Source organism: Pseudoalteromonas sp. PPB1 (assembly GCF_015356275.1).
Classification (GTDB): domain Bacteria; phylum Pseudomonadota; class Gammaproteobacteria; order Enterobacterales; family Alteromonadaceae; genus Pseudoalteromonas; species Pseudoalteromonas rubra_D.
The window spans coordinates 1-1,576 of record NZ_JACEQV010000070.1 but is presented as its reverse complement, the minus strand read 5'-3'; the positions used below and the strand labels follow the sequence as shown (position 1 = coordinate 1,576).

The 1,576-nt window shown below is 50.1% G+C and carries 1 protein-coding gene; it reads left to right on the top strand.

From position 1 onward, the window contains the following. On the top strand, window positions 1-1,576 hold a 1,576-nt coding region (locus tag IY568_RS24315), incomplete at both ends, for an FG-GAP repeat domain-containing protein (RefSeq protein ID WP_194868960.1).

Genomic DNA, 1,576 nt, shown 5'->3' with positions numbered 1-1,576 from the left:
CCCAACAATGGTCATGTGGGTGTGGGATTTGCCATTGGCGGACTCAGTGCCATTACCCGCTGTGAGCAGAATATGGAAACCGACGGCAAGGCCGGTGCGGTTAACTTTGATAGCAATGACCGCTTTTGTCTGGACGGTCAGCGCCTGATTGTGAAATCCGGTCAGACTTATGGCGCCAACAACACGGAATACCGTACGCGTCAGAACAGTGGCCAGAAAATCATTGCTCATACATCAAGCACCAGCACAGGCCCGTATGCCTTTACAGTAACGGATGTGAAAGGCAATAAATATACCTATGGTAAATACAGCAGCACCTCGGATGCGTTGATTAACTCAAAGCAGGGTAAGGCATTTGCCTGGGCACTGAAGCGTGTTCAGGATGCTTCGGGTAACTACTACACCTACCACTACACCAAGGTGAGCGGCAGTCTGGAGTATTACCCGACAGCAGTGAAGTATTCGGGCTATGGTACAGGCGGCACCCGCAATGAAATCCGCTTTACCTGGGAAGACCGTGTTGATAAGAACAAAGTTTCTTATCTGAAAGGGAACAAGGTTAGCCTGACCAAACGCCTGAAGCAAATTGATTCCTATTACTCAGGGAACCTGCTGCGTAAGTATAAGCTGACGTACAGCTACATCGGCACCGGCGTTACACAAAGTGCGCTGCAAAAAGTGCAGGCCTGCTCGTCGGACAACAGCTGTTTGTCACCGACGGTATTTAACTGGAAGACGCGTGGTAGCATTCGTCTGGGGTCAGACATTGGTCGTGACTACTCCAGAAACAGCCGCTACAAAGCGCACCAGTTTATGGATTTCAACGGGGATGGCCTGACCGACATCGCTTATGTGCGTAACGACCGGGGCAGCTCGTCAGATCATTTATACATGATCCCGAATACGGGCAGTGGCTTTGGCGATGAGCGTCGTTTTCATGATATTGCTACGAAAACCTTCCGTAAAACCTGGAAAGTCATTGATTATGATAAGGATGGCAAAGACGACATCCTGTATATGAAAGGCAGCAGCCAGTACTGGCAGCTGATGCGTCATACGTCAGCAATGAACTTCACGTTTACGCAGCTGACGGGGATCAGTAAGCCGAGCTCAGATGACAACACGCGCTTTTTAGACATAGACGCAGATGGTTACCCGGAGCTATTGCATTTTGTGGGCAACAAGCTGTCTTATCAGAAAGGCACTAAAACGGGTCTGGCTAGCGGTCAAGCAAAAGCGCTGAAGTTTAACCTGTCGGCACCGAGTGGCTCAACGGCGACTATGATGTCGTACGATAAAGAAGACAACACCTTCCAGGCGATGGATTTTAATGGAGATGGTCGTGCTGATTTCCTCGCTAAAGTGCGAGTGAGTACTTATTATGACGATATTCATCCCCCCTGTGAAAGACCGCCTTTCTGTGAAGATCCCAGAGGGATTGAACCCATCCCAATGGCGGTTAAGGTTAACCATGTAGGGGCCTCTTCAAGCCTGGCAGATCGATTTGGTGGTCAGGTGGAGCGCATCGGTGGTGGTACGGTCACACAGCGTAGTGAATCAGCACCCATTACTCCGG